At 46.8% G+C, this 22,051-nt stretch carries 25 protein-coding genes; 13 read left to right on the top strand and 12 right to left on the bottom strand.

Annotated elements, in window-relative coordinates:
- Position 1 precedes the first annotated feature (1 nt).
- Genes rfaF through rfaL form a run of 3 tightly spaced genes read left to right on the top strand, consistent with a single transcriptional unit; the run spans position 2 to position 3,252 of the window.
- Positions 2–1,048, top strand: a complete 1,047-nt coding sequence (rfaF, locus tag HV302_RS00595; protein ID WP_131347174.1) for an ADP-heptose--LPS heptosyltransferase RfaF — start codon at positions 2–4, stop codon at positions 1,046–1,048.
- A gap of 3 nt (positions 1,049–1,051) precedes the next feature.
- Positions 1,052–2,029, top strand: coding sequence for a lipopolysaccharide heptosyltransferase RfaC (gene rfaC, locus HV302_RS00590; protein ID WP_019078050.1), 978 nt, complete (start codon positions 1,052–1,054; stop codon positions 2,027–2,029).
- A gap of 14 nt (positions 2,030–2,043) precedes the next feature.
- A complete protein-coding gene (rfaL, locus tag HV302_RS00585; protein WP_181627427.1) occupies positions 2,044–3,252 on the top strand; it encodes an O-antigen ligase RfaL in 1,209 nt (402 codons plus the stop codon).
- A 36-nt stretch (positions 3,253–3,288) separates the two neighbouring features.
- Here the strand turns inward: rfaL and HV302_RS00580 are convergent, their stop codons facing one another.
- The 6 genes from HV302_RS00580 to rfaQ form a co-directional block, all read right to left on the bottom strand.
- The gene (locus HV302_RS00580) at positions 3,289–4,431 is read right to left on the bottom strand and encodes a lipopolysaccharide N-acetylglucosaminyltransferase (RefSeq protein WP_181626789.1); all 1,143 of its coding nucleotides are present in this window, start codon (positions 4,429–4,431) and stop codon (positions 3,289–3,291) included.
- 11 nt (positions 4,432–4,442) lie between these two features.
- Positions 4,443–5,456, bottom strand: a complete 1,014-nt coding sequence (locus HV302_RS00575; RefSeq protein WP_137352466.1) for a glycosyltransferase family 8 protein — start codon at positions 5,454–5,456, stop codon at positions 4,443–4,445.
- A 90-nt stretch (positions 5,457–5,546) separates the two neighbouring features.
- Positions 5,547–6,557 (bottom strand): lipopolysaccharide 3-alpha-galactosyltransferase, encoded by a 1,011-nt coding sequence (gene waaO / locus HV302_RS00570; RefSeq protein WP_181627426.1) that lies wholly within the window; start codon positions 6,555–6,557, stop codon positions 5,547–5,549.
- Between the two features lie 74 nt (positions 6,558–6,631).
- Positions 6,632–7,429, bottom strand: coding sequence for a lipopolysaccharide core heptose(I) kinase RfaP (gene rfaP / locus HV302_RS00565; RefSeq protein ID WP_137379814.1), 798 nt, complete (start codon positions 7,427–7,429; stop codon positions 6,632–6,634).
- Entirely contained in the window at positions 7,422–8,546 is a 1,125-nt protein-coding gene (locus HV302_RS00560) for a glycosyltransferase family 4 protein (protein ID WP_181626788.1), read from the bottom strand. The genes rfaP and HV302_RS00560 overlap by 8 nt, the downstream gene beginning before the upstream one ends.
- Complete coding sequence (rfaQ, locus tag HV302_RS00555; protein ID WP_181626787.1) at positions 8,543–9,613, bottom strand: lipopolysaccharide core heptosyltransferase RfaQ; 1,071 nt, start codon at positions 9,611–9,613, stop codon at positions 8,543–8,545. The genes HV302_RS00560 and rfaQ overlap by 4 nt, the downstream gene beginning before the upstream one ends.
- Before the next feature lie 397 nt (positions 9,614–10,010).
- On the opposite strand from rfaQ, the gene waaA reads away from it, so the two are divergent.
- On the top strand, positions 10,011–11,288 hold the full coding sequence (gene waaA, locus HV302_RS00550) for a lipid IV(A) 3-deoxy-D-manno-octulosonic acid transferase (RefSeq protein ID WP_046275764.1): 1,278 nt from the start codon (positions 10,011–10,013) through the stop codon (positions 11,286–11,288).
- Between the two features lie 8 nt (positions 11,289–11,296).
- On the top strand, positions 11,297–11,776 hold the full coding sequence (coaD, locus tag HV302_RS00545; RefSeq protein WP_181598745.1) for a pantetheine-phosphate adenylyltransferase: 480 nt from the start codon (positions 11,297–11,299) through the stop codon (positions 11,774–11,776).
- A gap of 47 nt (positions 11,777–11,823) precedes the next feature.
- Here coaD and mutM read toward each other — a convergent pair whose 3' ends face one another.
- The 4 genes from mutM to radC all read right to left on the bottom strand — a co-directional run bounded on the left by mutM (position 11,824) and on the right by radC (position 14,098).
- Positions 11,824–12,633 (bottom strand): bifunctional DNA-formamidopyrimidine glycosylase/DNA-(apurinic or apyrimidinic site) lyase, encoded by an 810-nt coding sequence (mutM, locus tag HV302_RS00540; protein ID WP_019078041.1) that lies wholly within the window; start codon positions 12,631–12,633, stop codon positions 11,824–11,826.
- Positions 12,634–12,731: 98 nt separating this feature from the next.
- Positions 12,732–12,899, bottom strand: a complete 168-nt coding sequence (rpmG, locus tag HV302_RS00535) for a 50S ribosomal protein L33 (RefSeq protein WP_003024094.1) — start codon at positions 12,897–12,899, stop codon at positions 12,732–12,734.
- Between the two features lie 20 nt (positions 12,900–12,919).
- Positions 12,920–13,156 (bottom strand): 50S ribosomal protein L28, encoded by a 237-nt coding sequence (gene rpmB, locus HV302_RS00530; protein ID WP_003024071.1) that lies wholly within the window; start codon positions 13,154–13,156, stop codon positions 12,920–12,922.
- A gap of 276 nt (positions 13,157–13,432) precedes the next feature.
- Positions 13,433–14,098 carry a RadC family protein gene (gene radC, locus HV302_RS00525; RefSeq protein WP_016154986.1) on the bottom strand — a complete coding sequence of 222 codons (666 nt, stop codon included), beginning with the start codon at positions 14,096–14,098 and terminating at the stop codon, positions 13,433–13,435.
- 172 nt (positions 14,099–14,270) lie between these two features.
- Between radC and coaBC the strand changes: the two genes are divergently transcribed.
- The 3 genes from coaBC (at position 14,271) to slmA (ending at position 16,640) form a co-directional block, all read left to right on the top strand.
- Positions 14,271–15,491 carry a bifunctional phosphopantothenoylcysteine decarboxylase/phosphopantothenate--cysteine ligase CoaBC gene (coaBC, locus tag HV302_RS00520; protein ID WP_181599263.1) on the top strand — a complete coding sequence of 407 codons (1,221 nt, stop codon included), beginning with the start codon at positions 14,271–14,273 and terminating at the stop codon, positions 15,489–15,491.
- Entirely contained in the window at positions 15,469–15,927 is a 459-nt protein-coding gene (gene dut, locus HV302_RS00515; RefSeq protein WP_016154988.1) for a dUTP diphosphatase, read from the top strand. Before coaBC ends, dut begins: the two co-directional genes overlap by 23 nt.
- A 116-nt stretch (positions 15,928–16,043) precedes the next feature.
- A complete protein-coding gene (slmA, locus tag HV302_RS00510; RefSeq protein WP_016154989.1) occupies positions 16,044–16,640 on the top strand; it encodes a nucleoid occlusion factor SlmA in 597 nt (198 codons plus the stop codon).
- Between the two features lie 87 nt (positions 16,641–16,727).
- Here the strand turns inward: slmA and pyrE are convergent, their stop codons facing one another.
- The gene (gene pyrE, locus HV302_RS00505) at positions 16,728–17,369 is read right to left on the bottom strand and encodes an orotate phosphoribosyltransferase (protein WP_016157763.1); all 642 of its coding nucleotides are present in this window, start codon (positions 17,367–17,369) and stop codon (positions 16,728–16,730) included.
- Positions 17,370–17,434: 65 nt separating this feature from the next.
- The gene (gene rph, locus HV302_RS00500) at positions 17,435–18,151 is read right to left on the bottom strand and encodes a ribonuclease PH (protein WP_016154991.1); all 717 of its coding nucleotides are present in this window, start codon (positions 18,149–18,151) and stop codon (positions 17,435–17,437) included.
- Between the two features lie 125 nt (positions 18,152–18,276).
- Here rph and HV302_RS00495 point away from each other — a divergent pair, with 125 nt between their 5' ends.
- The 5 genes from HV302_RS00495 (at position 18,277) to HV302_RS00475 (ending at position 21,964) form a co-directional block, all read left to right on the top strand.
- Positions 18,277–19,140: a YicC/YloC family endoribonuclease gene (locus HV302_RS00495; RefSeq protein ID WP_019078038.1), complete on the top strand. Its 864-nt coding sequence runs from the start codon at positions 18,277–18,279 to the stop codon at positions 19,138–19,140.
- Positions 19,141–19,315: 175 nt separating this feature from the next.
- Positions 19,316–20,575, top strand: a complete 1,260-nt coding sequence (locus HV302_RS00490) for a tyrosine-type recombinase/integrase (RefSeq protein WP_181626786.1) — start codon at positions 19,316–19,318, stop codon at positions 20,573–20,575.
- A 188-nt stretch (positions 20,576–20,763) separates the two neighbouring features.
- Entirely contained in the window at positions 20,764–21,399 is a 636-nt protein-coding gene (locus HV302_RS00485; RefSeq protein ID WP_181626785.1) for a hypothetical protein, read from the top strand.
- Between the two features lie 71 nt (positions 21,400–21,470).
- Positions 21,471–21,647 carry a helix-turn-helix transcriptional regulator gene (locus tag HV302_RS00480; protein ID WP_181626784.1) on the top strand — a complete coding sequence of 59 codons (177 nt, stop codon included), beginning with the start codon at positions 21,471–21,473 and terminating at the stop codon, positions 21,645–21,647.
- A complete protein-coding gene (locus HV302_RS00475) occupies positions 21,641–21,964 on the top strand; it encodes a hypothetical protein (RefSeq protein ID WP_181626783.1) in 324 nt (107 codons plus the stop codon). The genes HV302_RS00480 and HV302_RS00475 overlap by 7 nt, the downstream gene beginning before the upstream one ends.
- Positions 21,965–22,051: the final 87 nt, after the last annotated feature.

Raw genomic sequence — 22,051 nt, 5'->3', positions numbered from 1 at the left:
TATGAAAATTTTGGTGGTAGGCCCGTCCTGGGTGGGCGACATGATGATGTCGCAAAGTCTCTATCGCACGCTTAAGGCGCGCTATCCCCAGGCGATAATCGACGTGATGGCACCTGCATGGTGCCGTCCGTTATTGTCGCGCATGCCTGAAGTTAACGAAGCTATCGCCATGCCGCTGGGACACGGCGCGCTGGAGATCGGCGAGCGGCGTAAACTCGGTCATAGCCTGCGTGAAAAACGCTATGACCGCGCCTATGTGCTGCCTAACTCGTTTAAATCCGCGCTGGTACCGTTCTTTGCTGGCATTCCCCATCGTACCGGTTGGCGTGGTGAAATGCGCTACGGCCTGCTAAACGATGCGCGCGTGCTGGATAAAGATGCCTGGCCGCTGATGGTCGAACGCTATGTAGCCCTGGCCTATGATAAAGGCGTAATGCTGTCAGCTAAAGATTTACCGCAGCCTCTGCTATGGCCGCAGTTGCAGGTAAGCGAAGGTGAAAAGTCCCTGACCTGTCGCCAGTTTTCCCTTTCTGCCGAACGCCCCATCATCGGCTTTTGCCCTGGTGCGGAATTTGGTCCAGCGAAACGCTGGCCACATTACCACTACGCAGACCTGGCGAAGCAACTGATCGATGAAGGCCATCAGATTGTGCTTTTTGGCTCTGCAAAAGACCATGAAGCCGGAAATGAGATCCTGGCGACGCTAAACGTTGATCAGCAGGCCTGGTGCCGTAATCTGGCGGGCGAAACACAGCTGGAGCAGGCCGTCATTCTTCTCGCCGCCTGCAAAGCGGTGGTCACCAACGACTCTGGATTAATGCACGTTGCCGCAGCGTTGAATCGACCTCTGGTAGCGTTATATGGCCCCAGCAGCCCGGATTTTACTCCGCCGCTTTCACACAAGGCGCGCGTGATTCGCTTGATTACGGGCTATCACAAAGTACGCAAGGGCGATGCAGCAGAAGGCTATCATCAGAGCCTGATTGACATCACACCCCAGCGCGTGCTGGAAGAACTTAACGACCTGTTGTTACAAGAGGAAGCCTGACGGATGCGGGTATTGATCGTTAAAACATCGTCTATGGGCGATGTACTGCATACGTTACCGGCATTAACCGATGCGCAGCAGGTCATGCCGGATATTCAATTTGATTGGGTAGTGGAAGAAGGCTTCGCGCAGATCCCATCCTGGCATGCAGCCGTTGACCGGGTGATCCCAGTGGCGATCCGCCGCTGGCGTAAAGCCTGGTTTTCAGCGCCGATTAAAGCCGAGCGTAAAGCCTTTCGCGATGCGGTGCGTTTACAGCAGTATGACGCGATAATTGATGCGCAGGGTCTGGTAAAAAGCGCGGCGTTGGTTACGCGTCTGGCACGTGGCATCAAGCATGGTATGGACTGGAGCACGGCGCGCGAACCATTGGCGAGCCTGTTTTATAATCGCAAACATCACATTGCCAAACAGCAGCACGCGGTAGAACGTACGCGTGAATTGTTCGCCAAAAGTCTGGGATATTCCAGGCCCCAGTCGCAGGGTGATTACGCTATCGCTCAGCATTTTCTGAAAGAACGTAATGCTGATGCGGGCCAGTATGCCGTATTTCTGCATGCCACAACGCGTGATGATAAGCACTGGCCAGAAGCCAACTGGCGGGAGCTAATTGGCCTGTTAAATAACGCTGGCATACGTATTAAACTGCCATGGGGTGCTCCTCATGAAGAAGCACGAGCCCGTAGGCTGGCAAATGGTTTTTCTTATGTTGATGTTCTTCCACGGATGACTTTGGGAGAGGTCGCTCGCGTACTGGCGGGGGCAAAATTTGTGGTGTCGGTTGATACAGGCCTGAGTCATTTAACCGCTGCACTGGATCGCCCTAATATTACGTTGTACGGTCCAACGGACCCAGGATTGATTGGTGGGTATGGGAAGAATCAAGTGGCATGTCGCTCAGAAAGTGAAAATCTTTCAGACTTGCGTTCTTCGACCGTATTAGAATCAATTAATTGCAATTTTTTAAATAATTGTTTGTAAGTGTCGGAGAAATGATGGCTTTAACAAAGTTTTTTTTAGATGAGAAAAAAAACTGGAAGATAAACTGGAATAGAGGACTTATATTTCTGTTTGTCGCCACCTATTTCTTAGGTGGTATTACTCGTTATAAACATTTGATTGTCATCCTGATGACTATCACAACGATAGTTTATTTATGTAAGAATCCTCGACATTATATTCCTATTTTTAAAACATTTGTTTTTGCAAGTGTATCATTTCTTGTAATCGCTACCTTCGTCTCTTTAGTGTTCACTCCTGAACTAAAAGCTAGCCTGAAAGAGATAAACAACTCAGTTGTTGAAAATGTCTTATTATGCACTATTGCGATCCCTGTATTACTAAGAGAAGAAAGCAAAGAAACCATTTCAAAGTTGATATTCTTCTCGTTCCTTACAGCTCTTAGTTTGCGATGCCTTTCAGAACTTGTCCTTTATTATCAGGACTATCAGCAAGGAATCATGCCTTTTACTAATTACCAACATCGCGGAATTTCAGATGCAATGGTGTTTTTATTCCCAGTGCTTCTGAATCTATGGCTCGTTAAATCAGCGAAATACCGTATATTATTCCTGTTGTTAGGGGCGATATACACCTTTTTAATTCTTGGAACATTGTCCCGTGGCGCATGGTTATCTGTATTCATTATTGCTCTTACATGGATAATCATGTACAAACAATGGCGATTGCTTACTGTAGGAATCCTCGTAGCTATTGTTGCTCTGACAGCTATATTTTCACACAAAGATATGTCAGAAAAACTGACCTTTAAATTGCAGCAAACTGACAGTTCATATCGCTATACTAACGGTACGCAAGGAAGTGCGTTTGACCTAATCTTAGAAAATCCAGTTATTGGTTATGGTTTTGGTAATAACGCTTATAAAACTGTATACAACAAGCGTGTTGTTGATTATCCAAACTGGACATTCCGCGAGTCAATTGGACCACACAACCTTATTCTTTTTGTATGGTTTGGTACAGGATTACTTGGACTTGTGGGTTTAATACTGGTGTACACTAGCATTGTGAGAGAATGTGTTACGCATGCATTTAGGGAGAACTACTATTCCCCATACAATTCTTATATAATAATTTTACTTTCATTTTTCGGTTATTTTATTATACGTGGCAACGTTGAGCAGATTGAGTTAGATCTGTTGGGTATTTTTGCAGGTTTTCTGTTAGCGCTGAAGAATAAATAAAATAGTAAAAAAAGGCTACTTTATGTAGCCTTTTTTTCACTCGAACCAGTTACAAATAACCTCTTCAAACCGTTGTGTAACCGCAGACCAACTATAGTTTCCAAAGACATATTGCTGACCTCGTTGGGCGGTATCCGCTAAACTACTTTCCGCCATTACCCTGGTAATATCCTGAGCAATAGTTTCTGCAGTCATCGGCTCTGTAAGGTGATAGCCTGTAATTTTATCTTTAACAAACTCAACCATGCCGCCTCGAGTACTGACTAATACAGGTCTTCCAGCGCCCATAGCCTCAATAGCCACCATACAAAATGGCTCCTGAAATTGAGAAGGAATCACAACTATATCTGCCAGTGGATAGTAATAGTGCATTTTCTCGGGTGAGATACTACCTAACATAATACAATGTGGTTTGAGGCGCTCAGCTATTTCCCGAACTTCACGCTGATAATCACCTTTATCGTTCTTACTTACTTCCATGTGATCACCAACAACCACAAGCTTCAGATTTTTGTTCTCATGCAGCAACTTTTCAAAAGCCTGCAGAAGTAAGAGAACGCCTTTATCAGGGACTATACGTCCAGCAAAAAATACCACCTTGCTTTCAGGGGGAATACTTAATTTATTTTTTGATATTGATTCATATGACGATTGATAGATATCCAGGTCAATACCATTAGGCACAATAACAATATCAGCTTCAGGAAGATAAGATAGATAATAGTTCTTCAAAAACAAACTTGGTACGATCATCTTAACTTTTTTATCAAGCAACTTAGGTTCAAACGCATTATGCATATGAATCACAACTTTAGCCTGAGGAGCTTGCGAACGAATTTGTCGATATAGCTTCATACTGTTATGGACAACAATCACACTTTGATCGGTTATCTCAAACTTTTCGGCAACTTTCAGTATGCGCTTTGAATAAGGTAACGGATCCAGCCGAGTCCACTTTTGGAAAATACGCTTATATATCGAGCTAAATCCAATACGATGAATACTACATCTTTCGTTTACGTAAGAATAATCAGAATATCCTTCATTCTTTATACAGACAATACGATTAGGGAATTTGGTTCTTTGGGCAACCTGATACATCCAGGTCTCAACTGCTGCGGCACCACGTGGTGGAATAGAATAAATAGGTGTTACAGTAAATATGATTTTATCAATCATAAAGATCACCATTACATTGTTTTATATTTAATTGCTGCGATCAGGCCTGGAATTATTTTATTTTGATAAAGAAGGTGTTTATATTCTTCTCTATATTCGTGCTTTTGTTTTGCAACTTGATAAGGCTGATTCTTCCATGGTGACTTCTCATATACTGTGCGGAAAAATTGTGCTGAGGAATAGTTAGCCCACTCGTGCCATGGTTTTGTTACACCAGTATAATGAATAAATACTGTCTCTTCATTAATCACTGATTTATAGTGATTTTTATTTTTAATCTCAAACTCAGACTTCAATGAGTAAATTGAGTTATATTTCCTCGGTAGTAATACCGCATGATGCAAAAACATGATATTTAAAATATCCTGGTCAGGATATTTTACTCTGGAAACTATACTTTCATCTGACAATAATTCGAAGAATTTTTTCGTTAAATTAGAGTTAAGCCATTGCTGCAAGTTTATATACATGACACCCGAGTTAAAGTAGTTGCCTTTAAACTCAGGATTATGTAGACGCTCTGCACTTTTATCCTGCATTGAATCAACATCTACTACAACCGCACCATATTCCCCATCAAATTTCAGTGCAGCAAGATCCTCTAAAGAGCCTTTACACGTAATATCAGCATCAAGATATAGCAGTCGATCTAATCGTTCAGAAAAATAATCAAATGAAAGCAAGCGATAGTATATTGACACTGGCCATATATTTGTTTTAGGTAGTGACACCAACGGTTCAGAATCAATATGATATAGCTTAATAACTGTTTTATACTGTTCTGCTAATTGTGTCAAAAGTACAATATATCCTTGATCTAAATAATCCGCAATAATATGAAAAGTAAAATTAATATTACTCTGTTTATTATTTTCAAGGATTGAGGCAATAGAAATTGCCGCGCCAGTTTGGTAATTTTTATCGATTCCCCATGAGATATTAAAAGTGTCACGATCATCACATGGTGTAACACGTCTGTCTAACTCAATAATATCTTTGAAGTTAGTTAATCTTTTGAAGTCCAAGTTAATTACCTTTAATTATTTCAGCTATATTTCCCAGCGGCTAAGATATGCATTGTTGTTGATTATTTTAACAATGTACTTAGCCAGCAGTTAACCTTTCAACTTGGTCAGATAATAATTAAAGTAGTTACACAGTCCCTGAACGTATAACCCTTGTTTAAATTTATGCTTTGCACAATATCTGAATTGATTGCTATTGGTCGGTTTGAGAAGCGCTACTGAATGCCAGGGCGAGGCCTCTTTCGCAACTAAAAAACTCTTCGATACCGGATAGTTGGACCACTCATGCCAGGGTTTTGTCGGTCCCACATAATGAATGAAGACAGTTTCATTATTCACAGGATTGACTACTGTATCTTTCAGTTCATAATTAATGCTAAAGCGTGTATTGTATTTACCATTGATAAAAGTTACTTTTCCGGCTAACAATACATTAAGGACATCTTGATCAAGATGAGTTATTCTTTCCACCCATTCTGGAACTCGCAACATTTCGATGGCTCTGGAAGAGATATTATTACTGTGCCATGCATTGATGTTGATAAGTAAGAATCCAGCATTAAAGTATCCGGTGATTAATTCTGGAGTGGCCAGCGTTACAGAACGATTATGCCACCATTCGGAATCTCTTTCCGTTACAACGACAGCGATCTCATCTGCGGAAAACTTATAATCGACCAGTTCTCGTACACTACCCTGGCAAGCAATATCAGCATCCAGGTATAATAATTTATCTATTTTATTATAGAAATAATCTGCAATAACAAAACGGAAGTATGTTGCATAAGTCCAGTTTTTAGTACTAGGTAAGTCTTTTAATTTATTGCAATCAATTAGGTAAACTTTGATACAGGATTGATATTGTTTAGCAAGATCGGCGAATCTGGCTTTATCACTCTCATCGAAATAATCAGTAAATATATGAAATGTGAAATCGATTTTTTTATTCGACAATAATACAGAGGCTATTGATACACCGCAGCCAAATAAAAAATTCCTGTCAATACCATAACCGATATTAAAACAGTCTACAGAAGCATTTTCCCGAAAATCGTACTCAAAAACAGAAAGGATAACTTCTTTATCGCTAAATTGAGACATTTGACTCTTACCAATTTTTGAGAAATAGACCATGTTCTCACATGATGCATTTCAAATAGTTCAGGATAAATTAATCACAGAGATTTACGGATTGTTCTTTCGCGTATTTTATTAGCTTTAACCTGAGCTTCCTTGAACAAATCAGCCTCCTGACTTAGGATGCTTTTCAACGGCAACTCGCAATAGATGCGTAGAAATCTATAAATATCACGCTGGGTTAATCCAATGTTCATGGACGAAAAATAGAGACCGATTAAGTCCTTATCGCGCCAGCGTTGGGGAACAGTCGACCGAATCTGAGCACGGTGCAAATCAATCACTGAAATCTTGAGATCGTCCTCATGCCCTGAAAAAGGCAGATGTAATAAAAAGTGGCAAATATAGCAATCGCGATGATTGATACCACCAGCATGCATCTTACGCACCATGGTGGCAACACGATCAATAATTATACGCTTCACTTTCACATCGGGAGAATTTGTGGCCCAATCAGCACAGTAATCTTCTAAGCTGATAGTTGGTGTGAGATCCTCAGTAATAATAAACGAGGTTTTAGTCAGTGGATTCAACCCTTTCTCACCAAATCCCACGCCTGTCATTGTATCCACACCTAACTGACTCAGGCGATGAATGGCATTCCATTCTCTATCAGCACCTAATACTGGCATGCGTAATGAAAGTAGGTTTTTAACAATCTCTTTCAGAGAAGTGCCTCTGTGCCATTTTAAAAAATAGCTTTTACCCGTTAGTTCAAATCGTAGAGTACGGCGAGTCTCCAGTTCTCTGAATACTTCACCTTGTAAATTTTTAACTTCTTCAAATGCATCTTTTCCGCGCCATAGTGTGGCTAACGGTTCTTTTAATTCAACCATCTAAACCACCCGTAATCATATCCGCAGCTTTCTCCGGTAGGCTGTATAAATCTTGCGTATCCGCATAGTGTCGTGCATTTGCCCTCCATTCCGAACACAATGAAGGCTCTACCAGCGCTTTACGTAAGGCTTCATTCAGCGTTTCTTGCCGGAATGGTTCTGTAATTGCCATACCACAATTAGCATCAACAATATAATGCGCGTAACCGCATACGGCTGTGGTCAACACCGGCAGCCCGGCAGTGATTGCTTCTAGTAAAACAATACCTGCCGCCTCCTGATAAGCTGGATGCATCAATATATCAGCCGCAGCCATTAATTCTGCAACATCATTACGGCCAGAGTAGAAATGGACATTACTGCGTACGCCAAGTTTTTCCGCCAGCGCCTCAAATTTTCTCGGTCTGTCTTGTCCAACAACATACAGTAGCGTATTAGTTCGAAGCGTTTCTGGTAACGAGGCCACTGCACGTATTGAACGATCCACACCCTTACGAGTGAAATCAGAGCCTACCTGCAATAATAGATTTTGTTGCTCTGTTATACCGTTTTTCTGGCGATAAACTTCACGGCTATTCGGAATCTGCTGGCTATACTTCCTGTCTGGATAAATCCCTGGAGGAAGAATATGAAATCTTTGAGCTTCTGTCTGATAGTGTTTCTGAAAATCAGCAATCTGCTTATCAGTTAGCATTAATAGCTGCGTCGGTTTACCCTGCTCAAACGTCGCGCGTTCAAACGCTGCATAGTGCCGATATCGTGAAGTTAACCGATAGAGGAAACCTTTTTCTTCTGCCACTTTCTCGGCATAGCAAACGTCAGCAGCATAGTAGAGATCCAGCCCTGGCATTTTATTAAAACCAACTACCCGATCGACAGGGTGCTGAAGTAAATGTGCCTGGACCCAGGAATAATACTCCGCATTGCGACCATGGTTTGTCTGGGACTTGACCGGTACAAGAACCAATTCAAAAACGTCAGGACACTCACCTTCCCAGGACTGCGTATAGACACGAACATGGTGACCACGTGCCGCTACAGTTTGCGCAATGCGCATAAAATCACGCTGTAACCCACCGAATGGGAAGTATTTATACAAACAGAAAGCAACAATCATACGGGACTCCCCGCTTGTGGCGGCACAAGTCTACCCGGTAATAATTTATCGATAGCAGCAATAACATCGTCAGCGGGAATCACCGAAAGATACATTTCATTGCGATCGCGCTGCTCGCGTGGAGGCATCGGACGATAATCACCAGCCCAAAATTGAATCATCTGCTTTGACCATGGTCGCCAAAAATTATGATCCGTTGCGCCAAACAGGCATATCAATGGTGTATCAACCGCAGCAGCAATGTGTCCCGGAGCAGAGTCCACCCCAATAAACAACTGAGCATGATCGATGACCGCTCCTAGCTCGGGGAAGCTCATCTTTCCCGCCAGAGCAGTAACGGGCTTTTCTTTGCAACCTTGTGCAATTTCATTCACGCAAGCCAGATCGTCTTCGCCTGGGCCTGAGGTCATAACTACCTCCAAACCACGCTGGTGTAAGGCGTCAATTACCTGTGAAAACTTTTCGTTATTCCAGCATTTGAAGCGTTGGCGTGCCGTTGGTTGAATTACAACATATTCATCACCAACCCCAGCCCGATTTAATTCTGTGCGCATACGTTCCCAGCTATCCGGAGGATAGCTCATTGTTGTATGCGTAACAGTCGATTTAAGTTTCAACGGGGCCAGCACAGACAGATTGCTTTCCACCACATTTTCACCGCTAAGCGGGGCCAGACATGTAAAACTATTTTTCCAAAAAGAAGATTGCCGATGTGCATAATCTTGAGAGATTTTGATTGGCGCGTTCAGTAGCCGCATCAGTATCGCAACCATCCACTGATCGGTAAGGTTTACAACTAAATCATACCCATTTGCGCGCAACGTTCCGATCAGGTGCAGAAAATTAGTAATTTTATCAGTTACTTTTGCCTTTTTATTTTTAATACCATAAAGGGCATTAATTTCTGGGTTTTCCGACAAAATTGGGATGGTATCCTGATAGAGAAGCACGTCGATTTTCGCATCAGGATAGTTCTGCTTTAGCGTACTAATGACCGGAGTTGTTAACAACATATCTCCGTGAAAACGCATTTTTATGACCAGAATTCTATTAATTGGCTTATCCACAAGCGGCTCTTTTATCGTGAGTGTCCGGTAAAGTTAAGCAGAAAAAAGCACGCTACCGCCCCAGGCTCAACAGCTACCTGATTACTGATATCGCACTGATTTTTTACGCGCTAGTGTATCACTTCTTTCGCCATGTTCCGACTCGAATAATTCTTGCACAGCCAATGATTTTAAAACATATAAATCAATGAATTAAGATGTTCAGGCCTTTTGATTTTTAGCCCTCTATCTCGACTAAACCGGAAAATACCAACAGAAAACGTAAAGATGCAAAAGATGCTGGTACCCTGGACTTCCCCCGCGAGGGACGCTATTTAATTTAAAAATGGGAAAAGTATTGGTAAAGCCACAGCTAAATACATAGAATCCCCAGCACATTCATAAGTCAGCTACCATTATGCTCGAATTGCTTTACACCGCCCTTTTCTACCTTATTCAGCCTTTGATCTGGGTACGGCTTTGGGTGCGCGGACGTAAGGCTCCGGCCTACCGTAAACGCTGGGGTGAACGCTACGGCTTTTACCGCCGTCCGCTAAAACCAGGCGGCATCATGCTTCATTCGGTTTCCGTGGGCGAAACGCTGGCAGCTATCCCATTAGTCCGCGCTCTGCGACATCGTTACCCCGACTTGCCGATCACGGTTACCACCATGACGCCAACCGGTTCCGAGCGCGTACAATCCGCTTTTGGCCCTGACGTTCAGCATATTTATCTGCCATACGATTTACCGGATGCCCTAAACCGTTTCCTGAATAAAGTTGACCCCAAGCTGGTGTTAATTATGGAAACCGAGCTGTGGCCGAATCTGATCGCGGCACTGCATAAGCGCCATATTCCGCTGGTCATTGCCAATGCACGTCTTTCCGCTCGTTCAGCTGCTGGCTACGCTAAATTAGGTAAATTTGTTGGCAGGCTACTGCGCCGAATTACGTTGATTGCCGCCCAGAACGAAGAAGATGGCGCTCGTTTTATCACGCTTGGTGCCAGAAACAATCAGGTCACCGTTACCGGTAGCCTGAAGTTTGATATTTCCGTCACGCCGCAGCTGGCCGCAAAAGCGATTACATTGCGCCGTCAATGGGCACCTCACCGCCCGGTATGGATTGCAACCAGCACGCACGACGGCGAAGAAAGCATTATCATTGCCGCCCATCAGGCGTTATTAAACCAGTTCCCTAATCTTTTACTGATTCTGGTACCCAGACATCCTGAACGGTTCCCGGATGCCATTAACCTCGTACGCCAGGCTGGGCTAAGCTATACGACACGTTCTTCGGGCGAAGTTCCGTCATCAGGAACCCAGGTCGTAATCGGCGACACCATGGGCGAGTTGATGTTGCTGTATGGCATTGCTGACCTTGCATTTGTTGGCGGTTCGCTGGTTGAACGCGGTGGACACAACCCACTGGAAGCCGCGGCGCACGCCATTCCGGTACTGATGGGGCCACATACTTTTAATTTTAAAGATATTTGCGCCCGCCTCGAACAGGCAAGCGGATTGATCACCGTCACCGACGCAACTACGCTGGTGAAAGAGGTCTCTTCTTTACTGACCGATGCAGATTATCGTAATTTTTATGGCCGTCACGCAGTTGAAGTTCTGTATCAAAATCAGGGCGCGCTTCAGCGTCTGCTGCAGCTGCTGGAACCTTATCTGCCACCCAAAACGCATTGAGGCAAGTCATGCAAAAACGGGCGATTTATCCAGGAACCTTTGATCCCATTACTAACGGCCACCTCGATATCGTGACACGAGCGACAAACATGTTCGATCACGTAATCCTGGCAATTGCCGCAAGTCCCAGTAAAAAACCGATGTTTACTCTGGAAGAGCGCGTTGAGCTGGCACAACAGGCAACGGCGCATCTCGGTAATGTGGAGGTTCTGGGATTCAGCGATCTGATGGCAAACTTTGCCCGCGATAATCAGGCTAACATTCTGATCCGTGGCCTGCGTGCGGTAGCCGATTTTGAGTATGAAATGCAGCTGGCCCATATGAACCGTCATCTGATGCCACAACTGGAAAGCGTCTTTCTGATGCCGTCTAAAGAGTGGTCATTTATCTCATCTTCACTGGTGAAAGAAGTTGCCCGCCACCAGGGTGACGTAGCGCACTTTCTGCCGGAAAACGTTCATCAGGCATTATTGAGTAAACTGAAGTAATGCGTCTGGCCGGATGAGGCATTCGCTACGTCCGGCCGATAATGGTGTTATTTCTGACAGCGACGGCAATAAAACGTTGTGCGCTGAGCGTGTTTTGTCGCAATGATTGGCGCGCCGCATACGCGACAGGGTTCACCTTCTCTCCCATAGACCTGCAACTCCTGGGCAAAATAGCCCGGCTTACCGTCACTTTGCAGAAAGTCCTTCAGCGTGGTCCCGCCCTGCTCGATAGAACGCAGCAAAACCGCCTTGATAACGCGCACCAGCAGTTCGCACTCATCCTGCGACAAAGATGACGCCAGACGGTCAGGATGGATACCAGCCGCAAACAGCGACTCGCTGGCATAGATGTTTCCCACCCCCACGACCAGCTTGTTATCCATCAGCCAGGGTTTAATCGCAGTTTTCTTCTTCGCACATTTCTGCTGCAGATAACCAGCATTGAAATCGTCGCTCAGAGGCTCAGGGCCAAGATGGGCGAGGACATTATGCCCATCCAGCTCTTTAGTCCACAGCCAGGCGCCAAAACGACGCGGATCGGTATAGCGCAGGACTTTGCCGTTACTCATCACTAAGTCGACGTGGTCATGTTTTTCTGCCGGAAGCTCTTCAGAAAGGATACGCAAACTACCCGACATCCCCAGGTGAATGATTACCCAGCCATCTGATAGCTCCAGCAGCAGGTATTTCGCGCGCCGCTGTACGCTCAGGACAGGTTTATCACTCAGACGATAGATTTCCTCTGATACTGGCCAACGCAAACGACCGTTACGCACAGTCGCGTGCATAATCGTTGCCCCCACCAGATGCGGCTCAATACCGCGGCGGCTGGTTTCGACTTCAGGTAATTCAGGCATAGTATCTCCGGCGGTGTATCAGGTCTCATTAATATGGGGACGGCCAGAAAACAAAAAACCCCGCCGAGGCAGGGTTTTTCTTTACATCAAAGCGGAAATTATTTGATTTTCGCTTCTTTGTATAAAACGTGCTGACGAACAACTGGATCGAACTTTTTCAGCTCCAGTTTTTCCGGCTTAGTACGTTTGTTCTTCGTGGTGGTATAGAAGTGACCAGTACCAGCAGAAGAAACCAGCTTGATTTTCTCACGAATACCTTTAGCCATGATTTATTTCCTCTTAGTACTTAGTACTTTTCGCCACGGGCACGCAGTTCAGACAGAACTGTTTCGATGCCTTTCTTATCAATAACACGCATACCTTTAGCAGATACACGCAGGGTGACAAAACGCTTCTCGCTCTCAACCCAAAAACGGTGAGAGTGCAGGTTAGGCAGGAAACGGCGTTTAGTCGCGTTCAGTGCGTGGGAACGGTTGTTACCGGTCACCGGACGCTTGCCAGTAACTTGGCAGACTCGGGACATGTCTATTCTCCAAAAATCAAATTAGCTCGAGCTTCGTATGGGGTATTGGCGCCTCGTCAGGCTTCTCAGCCCGGTTATCGCAGTTCAATACACTAAATCTTTCATTGTTGCCTCGTCATTGGACGCAACAAGAATTATTTTGCGTATTTGCGAACTCTCGATTGCCAGGCCCAAATGCCAAACCCGAGATTCTCAAAGGTGGCGTAGTATACGCTGAGTCAGCGATGTGCTCAAGTCCCGAACAGACAAAGATCCCGATGGATCGCGTAAAGTGCGTTAAATCCAACCGCGTTCCGCAAAAGAAACGTACTCTCCGCGCCCAATGACCAGATGATCAAGCACCCGGATATCCATGAACTGACAGCATTTCACAACACGCTCGGTGATGAGTTTATCTGCTTTGCTCGGCTCTGCACACCCCGAAGGGTGATTATGTGCAAGGATCACCGCAGAAGCATTCATTTTTATCGCTTCGCGGACAATTTCTCGCGGATGCACTTCAACGTGGCTTAGCGTTCCGGAAAAAAGTTTACGGTGTTTAATCACGCGATGTTGAGAATCCATAAAGATCACATAGAAGATCTCGCGTTCCTCTTGCGAAAGCTGGCTTTGCAAAAATTCACGCGCCATTTCCGGGCTAAGTATCGCACGTTCCTCTATCACCTGTACGTTGTAGTAGCGCCTTGCCAGCTCCACTATTCCCTTCAACTGTGCGTACTTCGCGATACCGATGCCCTGAACATAGCTGAAATCCATGTAATCAGCAGACAACAGGCCATACAACGAATCAAAATGCTGAAGCATCTCTTTCGCCAGCGTAAGCACATCTTTACCCAGTATCCCGGTGCGTAGAAAAAGAGCCAGTAGCTCTACGTCGGTCAGCGAACTGGCCCCCTGCGCCAACAGCTTTTCCCGAGGCATTATACGTCCTGTATTTTCCATGCTTTTCCCCTCCTTTCGCGTCCGCATAGTGGCATAACGCCAGCGGCGAATCGACGCTCTGTTTTCACTTCTTCGTAGAGCCTCGCAAACTGGAGCGCGGGCAAAAGCACGACACATTGCGGATTGTGATAAAATATCCGCCTTCTGGTGAAACCCAACAGGAAAGATCATGATGAGCCTGGCCGGTAAAAAAATCGTACTTGGCGTCAGTGGCGGGATTGCTGCGTACAAAACCCCTGAGCTGGTGCGTCGTTTACGGGAACGCGGCGCAGACGTCCGCGTGGCGATGACCGAAGCAGCAAAAGCGTTTATTACTCCTCTGAGCTTACAGGCGGTTTCGGGCTATCCCGTTTCCGACAGCCTGCTTGACCCCGCAGCCGAAGCCGCGATGGGCCATATTGAACTGGGGAAATGGGCCGATTTGGTTATACTGGCCCCTGCGACGGCAGACCTGATTGCCCGCGTTGCCGCAGGTATGGCCAACGATCTGGTGTCTACGATCTGTCTGGCAACGCCAGCGCCTGTTGCCGTGCTGCCGGCTATGAACCAGCAGATGTACCGCGCCGCCGCTACCCTACACAATCTGGGCATTCTTGCCTCGCGCGGTTTGCTCATTTGGGGTCCTGACAGCGGTAGTCAGGCATGTGGTGATGTCGGTCCTGGACGTATGCTGGATCCGTTAACAATTGTGGATATGGCGGCAGAACATTTTTCACCTGTCAAAGATCTGCAACATCTCAACATCATGATTACAGCAGGCCCGACGCGTGAACCGCTTGATCCCGTGCGTTATATTTCCAACCACAGCTCCGGGAAAATGGGATTTGCTATCGCGGCCGCTGCCGCAAAACGCGGGGCAAACGTCACGCTGGTATCAGGTCCGGTTTCGTTACCTACACCACCTTTTGTCCAGCGCATTGATGTGATGACCGCACTGGAAATGGAAGCCGCCGTGCAATCTGCGGTGCAACAACAGCATATTTTTATCGGCTGCGCCGCAGTCGCTGATTATCGCGCTGAAACTGTCGCCAGTGAAAAAATCAAAAAACAGGCAACGCAGGGTGATGAATTAACAGTAAAAATGGTCAAAAACCCGGACATCATCGCTGGTGTTGCCGCACTGGATGCTAACCGTCCTTTTGTCGTTGGGTTTGCCGCCGAAACAAATAATGTGGAAGAATATGCCCGGCAAAAACGCATCCGCAAAAACCTTGATGTGATCTGTGCGAACGACGTTTCGCTGTCCACTCAAGGATTTAACAGCGACAGCAACGCATTACACCTTTTTTGGCAGGATGGAGATAAAGTCTTACCGCTTGAGCGCAAAGAACTCCTGGGCCAATTATTACTCGACGAGATCGTGACCCGTTATGATGAAAAAAATCGACGTTAAGATTCTGGACCCGCGCGTAGGGCAACAATTTCCGCTCCCGACGTACGCCACTTCTGGTTCTGCCGGACTTGACCTGCGTGCCTGTCTTGATGACGCCGTAGAACTGGCGCCTGGCGCAACAACGCTGGTGCCAACCGGGTTAGCTATCCACATTGCCGATCCTTCTCTTGCGGCAGTGATGCTCCCGCGCTCCGGGCTGGGCCATAAGCACGGGATCGTACTGGGCAATCTGGTCGGTTTGATTGATTCCGACTACCAGGGCCAGCTGATGGTTTCAATCTGGAACCGTGGTCAGGACAACTTTACTATTGAACCGGGCGAACGTATCGCGCAGATGGTATTTGTACCGGTCGTCCAGGCTGAATTTAATTTGGTGGAAGAGTTTGAAGCCACCGATCGTGGCGAAGGTGGCTTCGGCCATTCCGGGCGCAAGTAACCCGCAGAAAAGTATCTCACAGCGTAATAACGCAATAACACACCGCAAACACCAGTTTGCGGTCGCTGTGTGGATGCCTGCCTGGCAAGAGCTTATTTTCAGGGGTATTTTGTAACATGGTAGAAAAGCAAACTGCGAAAAGGAATCGTCGCGAAGAAATACTTCAGTCTCTGGCACTGATGCTTGAGTCCAGCGATGGTAGCCAACGCATCACGACAGCTAAACTGGCGGCCTCTGTGGGCGTTTCCGAAGCGGCCTTGTATCGCCATTTTCCCAGCAAGACCCGCATGTTCGATAGCCTGATTGAGTTTATCGAAGATAGTCTGATTACCCGTATCAATCTGATTTTGAAAGATGAAAAGGACACTAACGCGCGATTGCGTCTGATCGTACTGCTGATTTTAGGGTTCGGTGAACGTAATCCTGGCCTGACGCGAATTCTGACCGGACACGCGTTGATGTTCGAGCAAGACCGTCTGCAAGGCCGTATTAACCAGCTTTTTGAGCGAATTGAGGCGCAGTTACGCCAGGTTCTGCGAGAAAAAAGAATGCGTGAAGGTGAAGGCTACACCGTGGATGAAACGCTGCTGGCCAGCCAGCTACTGGCTTTCTGCGAAGGTATGCTGTCCCGGTTTGTACGTAGCGAATTTAAATACCGCCCAACGGATGATTTCGACATCCGCTGGCCGTTGGTTGCCGCTCAATTGCAGTAACACCGTTGTTGGATGGCGACCTCGCCTATTTTGCCTACGAACCCTGCGGTGCGTAGGCTGGATAAGCGCAGCGCCATCCGGCAGTTCTTATACGCCGTACGCTTCGCGATACGCCCGTACTGCGGCCAGATGTTCTGCCATTTCTGGTTTTTCTTCCAGATACGCAATCAGATCTTTCAGGGTAATGATAGAAATCACCTTGCAGCCATAATCGCGTTCCACTTCCTGAATCGCTGAAATCTCGCCGCGACCGCGTTCCTGACGATCGAGAGAAATCAGTACCCCCGCCAGCGTAGCGCCGTTAGCCTGAATAATTTCCATCGACTCACGAATAGCCGTACCTGCAGTGATAACATCATCCACCAGCATTACACGCCCCTCAAGTGCGCTACCTACCAGATTACCGCCTTCACCGTGGGTCTTCGCCTCTTTACGGTTAAAGCAGTACGGCAAATCTTTATCGTGGTGTTCCGCCAGCGCAACAGCCGTGGTGGTCGCAATCGGGATACCTTTGTAGGCCGGACCAAACAGCAAATCGAACTCAATACCGGAATCCATCAGCGCTTCGGCATAAAAACGGCCTAACAGTGCCAGGCAGCGCCCGGTATTAAACAGCCCGGCGTTGAAGAAATAGGGGCTTTTACGCCCGGATTTCAGCGTAAACTCGCCAAACTTTAGTACCTGCTTGCTAAGCGCAAACTCAATAAACTGGCGCTGATACGGTTTCATGGATTCGCTCCTCATCTCACTTTATTACAGACAAAAAAAAGGCGACTCATCAGTCGCCTTTAAAATCAATTTTCTAACGCCGCCTTCTGCGTCGTTACAATGGATTCGATTCCCCCTCGGGCTAACGCCAGTAGGGTGAGAAGTTCTTCATGGCTGAACGGCTCGCCTTCTGCCGTACCCTGCACCTCTATAATGCGTCCGTCTTCAGTCATCACCACGTTCATGTCGGTTTCTGCGGCAGAGTCCTCAACGTATTCGAGGTCACAGAGCGCTTCACCGTTCACAATGCCCACGGAAACCGCGGCGACCATCCCTTTCATCGGGTTAGTTTTCAGTTTACCGCTCGCAACCAGCTTGTTCAGCGCATCAGCCAACGCCACACATGCGCCGGTAATTGATGCAGTGCGCGTACCGCCATCTGCCTGAATAACATCGCAGTCCAGCGTAATAGTGAATTCACCGAGCGTCTTCAGATCAACGGCGGCGCGCAGCGCACGAGCGATCAGACGCTGGATTTCCATGGTACGACCGCCCTGCTTACCTTTCGCCGCTTCACGGGCGTTACGGGTGTGCGTGGCGCGTGGCAGCATGCCATATTCTGCGGTGATCCAGCCCTGGCCCTGACCTTTCAGAAAACGCGGTACGCCTTCATCAATAGAGGCGGTACACAGCACTTTGGTATCACCAAATTCGACCAGCACGGAGCCTTCAGCGTGTTTTGTATAATTACGGGTCAGGGTGACGGGACGCACCTGGTTGGCACTACGACCTGCTGGACGCATGATAAAATCTCCGGCTTGAAACGAATGTGGCTGCGCATTATACGGACTTCCGACTGTTATTCCTATCCTGACAAGACGTGGATGGCTATAATCCTCCCATCTCATCTTTAAAAACAGGAACGTCTATGATCCGCAGCATGACCGCCTACGCCCGGCGTGAAATCAAGGGTGAATGGGGTAGCGCTACCTGGGAAATGCGCTCGGTAAACCAGCGTTATCTGGAAACTTATTTTCGCCTGCCGGAACAGTTCCGTAGTCTTGAACCCGTTGTTCGCGAACGCATACGCACGCGTCTGACGCGCGGTAAAGTCGAGTGTACGCTGCGTTTTGAACCTGATGCCAGCGCCCAGGGCGAGCTGATTCTAAATGAAAAGCTCGCTAAACAGCTCGTTAGCGCTGCTAACTGGGTCAAAATGCAGAGTGATGAAGGTGAAATTAACCCAGTTGATATCCTGCGCTGGCCAGGCGTAATGGCTGCCCAGGAGCAAGATCTGGACGCCATTGCCGCTGAAATCCTCGCCGCGCTAGACGGTACGCTGGATGACTTCATCGTCGCGCGTGAAACCGAAGGTCAGGCGCTGAAAGCGCTGATCGAGCAGCGTCTGGAAGGCGTCAGCACTGAAGTCGCTAAAGTGCGTGCACATATGCCGGAAATTCTGCAATGGCAGCGTGAGCGTCTGGTAGCCAAACTGGAAGACGCCCAGGTGCAACTGGAGAATAACCGCCTTGAGCAAGAACTGGTGCTGATGGCGCAGCGCATAGATGTAGCAGAAGAGTTAGATCGTCTGGAAGCCCACGTCAAAGAAACCTACAACATTCTGAAGAAAAAAGAGGCTGTTGGCCGTCGTCTGGACTTCATGATGCAGGAATTCAACCGTGAGTCGAACACTCTTGCATCCAAGTCTATCAATGCCGAGGTGACTAATTCCGCAATTGAACTGAAGGTATTGATCGAGCAAATGCGCGAGCAGATTCAGAACATTGAGTAGGATATCATTCCATATCAAGTAGACTCACCAACCAGAAGAAGCCCGCTAACCACGGGCTTTTTTAATGTCACAAAGTTGCAGTTAGTATCATAAAAGCGCATATTTCTTGTGTACCCTAACGTGTACAAAGCCACGAAAGGCAAACTCTTAATCGGGTACAAGAATACAGGTGAATATGGGCAAGCTAACTGACATTCAAATCAAGGCATGGGTAAAAGCCGGAACACGCTTCGAGGGCAAAGCAGACGGTAACGGCTTGTACCTACGTTATAGAACCCACGACACAATCCCTTCATGGCGCTTTCGATATCGGTTAGCAGGCAAACCCCGTGTAATGACCATTGGCACATATGGCGCTATCTCATTAGCTAAAGCCCGTGAAATCACCCGAGAGCTAGCCGCTCGCGTTTCTCTTGGATATGACGTTGCCGGAGAGAAGCAGGAACGTAAGGCAGAGGTAAAAGCCAAAATAGAAGCTGACCGGAACGATAAAACCGTGGCTGAAGTCGCTGAAGACTATTTTAAGAAGAAAGTGCTGGGTACATGGAAACACCCTGACATTCTGCGCCGCCGTCTTCAGAAAGACATAAATCCGCGCATGGGCAAAAAGAAGGTTAACGAGATAAAGCCCAGGGATATTGACGCTTTACTCCAAGCAATTCTGAAACGTGGTGCGCCATCTGTGGCTAATGACGTGTTGCGCTGGGTACGTCGCATTTTCGATCATGCCATAAAGCTAGGGATGATTGAGGTTAACCCCGCTGCTGCCTTTGATACGAGCGATGCGGGCGGCAAAGAAACATCACGCGAACGGTGGTTAACCAGACCGGAGCTGGTTCAATTCTTTGAAGCAATGCGAATGGCGAAAGGCTTCAGCCGTGAGAACGAGTTAACGCTGAAGCTGCTGCTGGTCACTTGCGTGAGAAAGATGGAACTGTGCGCCGCACGCTGGAGCGAGTTCGATTTAGCCAATGGCATTTGGTACTTACCGGGTGAGCGTACAAAGACAGGCGACGGGATCGATATCCCACTACCAAAGCAGGCCATCGAATGGCTTGAAGAATTGCGCCTTCTTTCCTGTAACAGCAAATGGGTATTACCTGCGCGAAAACAACAGCACCGCATGATCCCCCACATTCAGGAAAGCACCCTGCCCGTTGCGCTGGCGAAGGTTAAGCAGGCAATGCCGGGCGTACCTAACTTCACCGTTCACGATATGCGCCGTACCGCCAGAACCCACTTAGGAGCGCTGGGCGTTGATCCTATCGTTGCCGAACGTTGCCTTAATCACCGCATTAAAGGCGTCGAAGGCATCTACAACCGTCACCAATATTTAAACGAACGGCGGGAAGCGCTGGCCATGCTGGGCAACCTGATGGAAGCGCTTGAACGGGGCGAAGAGTACAACGTTACACCACTGAGGCAAGCCAGATAGATTTTCAATATTGTTTTTTTGCTTGTCCCATCTGTCCCGCTTGTCCCGTTTTGTAAAGACTCAATAAATACAGCTGGTTACAAGAATGGTTATGGGACATAACCGGGACAAAATACGGGACAGGACGGGACAAAATATTTGGCATCCCAACCACTACGCGAACAAATAACAATCAAGGGGAGCGATAAATGAGCAAGGAATTTGAAGATTTACCCCCGGAGACTCGAGCATTTTTCGACCAAGCGGGCGAAGAAATTGGGAAATTATTTACCAATGAATTGGTTAAAGAAATAAGGGAAGCAGCAGCCCCGGTTGCTAAGATTTTTTCAGCCATTGAAATTATCGGCAGTTTTATGGAGGCAGCAGCGAAGGAAGCAGAGGCATTCAAAACATCGCGGGAAGAAAAAATAAAACAACTGATGCGAGAACTGGATGAGAGGCCATATACAGATATTAAATTGGATGGCTATCACTTGTTTGAGGTTATAGAAGCAATAAATAAATGGTCGCAAAAGCATCGCGCCCAAAAAAGCAGGAATCGGAACGCAGACGCAAGGGCAGAATTTACCGAGCATTTTAGACGAGTCAGTCAAGAAAAATGCGGGAGTGCCACGTTTCGCGAGGTGATTAAATCATTAAGAGCAGTGGCATGTGAAGATAAATCAGAGGTGTTTTCCAAACTATCCACCGTTGGTGCGGAGTATGCGGGGGAAGCACACCTACTTGATGAAGAGCAAAAACCCATCAAATACACCGTAATGAAGAGATGGCTAACACCGCTAAGAAAAGAATTTAACGCGGACATTCAAAAAAAATCGCACTAGCCGAACTGCGATTTTAAGGGGGGTTATCATCTCATTGCCGCTTATGGCCGATCTAAAAAAAAGGAAAGAAGATGACTAAACCAAACCTTCGCCCTGCTGAAGCAGCCAACTTTCTCAGCATTTCGATTCCAACGCTTTACCGTTGGTGTAAGCAGCCCGGTTTTCCTAAAAAAACGAAGTTAACTGAGAGAGTGACTGTTTTCAAAACTGATGAATTGCTTTCGTGGCTGGAGGGTAAAAAATGCTAATTGATGAAAAACGCTGTCAGGAAATAGGCCTTCCAAAACCGGAGAGCTTCGATACAGAAAATTCTTACGTGATGAAAATCATACTTTCCGGGAAATCACTTAATACAAGGCAAGCCCGATATATCGGCATTGGCAACTTGCACAGCGTCGTTTCAGGTTTAGTAAATAAGAACCAAATCGAGCTGACAAAAGTACGCGGGCGAGTTAAAGACCCCTTAACAGGTCAACAGCCCATTAACCCGGTAATTATCGTGTTCATGAAACCAGAACAAATCGAAGGTTACAAAGCAAGGCGGCACCCAAAGGATGCCGCTTGATAATGCTAGCTAATAATAATTCTTAAAATCATATCGCTGGCGGATCGGTGACCAAACTTTACCGCTAGCGATAACACAGGTAAATTA

It is taken from the genome of Citrobacter sp. RHBSTW-00859, from assembly GCF_013729795.1.
Lineage (GTDB): Bacteria > Pseudomonadota > Gammaproteobacteria > Enterobacterales > Enterobacteriaceae > Citrobacter > Citrobacter braakii.
Note: the sequence above shows the minus strand (reverse complement) of the source record. Positions and strands in the feature narration are given on the sequence as shown.

Coding starts and splice junctions, on each gene's coding strand:
- rph (WP_016154991.1), bottom strand. CDS start 18,151: ATGCGTCCAGCAGGTCGTAGTGCCAACCAGGTGCGTCCCGTCACCCTG.
- HV302_RS00485 (WP_181626785.1), top strand. CDS start 20,764: ATGAGCAAGGAATTTGAAGATTTACCCCCGGAGACTCGAGCATTTTTC.
- slmA (WP_016154989.1), top strand. CDS start 16,044: ATGGTAGAAAAGCAAACTGCGAAAAGGAATCGTCGCGAAGAAATACTT.
- rfaC (WP_019078050.1), top strand. CDS start 1,052: ATGCGGGTATTGATCGTTAAAACATCGTCTATGGGCGATGTACTGCAT.
- rfaL (WP_181627427.1), top strand. CDS start 2,044: ATGGCTTTAACAAAGTTTTTTTTAGATGAGAAAAAAAACTGGAAGATA.
- rfaP (WP_137379814.1), bottom strand. CDS start 7,429: ATGGTTGAATTAAAAGAACCGTTAGCCACACTATGGCGCGGAAAAGAT.
- pyrE (WP_016157763.1), bottom strand. CDS start 17,369: ATGAAACCGTATCAGCGCCAGTTTATTGAGTTTGCGCTTAGCAAGCAG.
- dut (WP_016154988.1), top strand. CDS start 15,469: ATGATGAAAAAAATCGACGTTAAGATTCTGGACCCGCGCGTAGGGCAA.
- radC (WP_016154986.1), bottom strand. CDS start 14,098: ATGGAAAATACAGGACGTATAATGCCTCGGGAAAAGCTGTTGGCGCAG.
- coaD (WP_181598745.1), top strand. CDS start 11,297: ATGCAAAAACGGGCGATTTATCCAGGAACCTTTGATCCCATTACTAAC.
- HV302_RS00480 (WP_181626784.1), top strand. CDS start 21,471: ATGACTAAACCAAACCTTCGCCCTGCTGAAGCAGCCAACTTTCTCAGC.
- waaA (WP_046275764.1), top strand. CDS start 10,011: ATGCTCGAATTGCTTTACACCGCCCTTTTCTACCTTATTCAGCCTTTG.
- mutM (WP_019078041.1), bottom strand. CDS start 12,633: ATGCCTGAATTACCTGAAGTCGAAACCAGCCGCCGCGGTATTGAGCCG.
- HV302_RS00490 (WP_181626786.1), top strand. CDS start 19,316: ATGGGCAAGCTAACTGACATTCAAATCAAGGCATGGGTAAAAGCCGGA.
- HV302_RS00560 (WP_181626788.1), bottom strand. CDS start 8,546: ATGATTGTTGCTTTCTGTTTGTATAAATACTTCCCATTCGGTGGGTTA.
- waaO (WP_181627426.1), bottom strand. CDS start 6,557: ATGTCTCAATTTAGCGATAAAGAAGTTATCCTTTCTGTTTTTGAGTAC.
- rfaF (WP_131347174.1), top strand. CDS start 2: ATGAAAATTTTGGTGGTAGGCCCGTCCTGGGTGGGCGACATGATGATG.
- HV302_RS00475 (WP_181626783.1), top strand. CDS start 21,641: ATGCTAATTGATGAAAAACGCTGTCAGGAAATAGGCCTTCCAAAACCG.
- rpmB (WP_003024071.1), bottom strand. CDS start 13,156: ATGTCCCGAGTCTGCCAAGTTACTGGCAAGCGTCCGGTGACCGGTAAC.
- rpmG (WP_003024094.1), bottom strand. CDS start 12,899: ATGGCTAAAGGTATTCGTGAGAAAATCAAGCTGGTTTCTTCTGCTGGT.
- HV302_RS00580 (WP_181626789.1), bottom strand. CDS start 4,431: ATGATTGATAAAATCATATTTACTGTAACACCTATTTATTCTATTCCA.
- HV302_RS00495 (WP_019078038.1), top strand. CDS start 18,277: ATGATCCGCAGCATGACCGCCTACGCCCGGCGTGAAATCAAGGGTGAA.
- coaBC (WP_181599263.1), top strand. CDS start 14,271: ATGAGCCTGGCCGGTAAAAAAATCGTACTTGGCGTCAGTGGCGGGATT.